Annotated in this window: 1 protein-coding gene; it reads right to left on the bottom strand. The window is 72.3% G+C overall.

Annotated features, from left to right (window positions below; translation table 11 throughout):
- On the bottom strand, positions 1-321 hold a 321-nt coding region (locus H5407_RS23850), incomplete at both ends, for a hypothetical protein (protein ID WP_183106943.1).

The following is a 321-nucleotide window of genomic DNA, read 5'->3' as shown; positions in this document are numbered from 1 at the left end:
AGACCACGTCCTCGCGCCCGCTGACCCGGCCCAGCAGCTGGGCATAGGCCAGGTGGCACAGGCTGGCCACGCTCACGCCCAGGCGGCGGGCCTGGGTGCGCAGCGCTTGGCTCAGCGAATCCGGCAGCGCCAGGTGGGCTTCGCCGACCTGGCTGCCATCGCCCTGCACGTCTGACAGGCCGTAGGGCAGCGTCGGCTCGTCCACATCGCCCAGTTGCTCGCGGAAGTAGGCCTCGTGTTGGGCGGGTGTCAGCCCCAGCCGGGCCTGCGCCACGTAGTTGCGGAAGGGCTGTGCGGGGGGCAAGTCCTGACCCCGGTCGC

The sequence above is a fragment of the Mitsuaria sp. WAJ17 genome (assembly GCF_014174515.1).
GTDB lineage: Bacteria > Pseudomonadota > Gammaproteobacteria > Burkholderiales > Burkholderiaceae_C > Roseateles_B.
The sequence above is the reverse complement of the archived record's forward strand: the minus strand, read 5'-3'. Positions and strand labels throughout refer to the sequence as shown.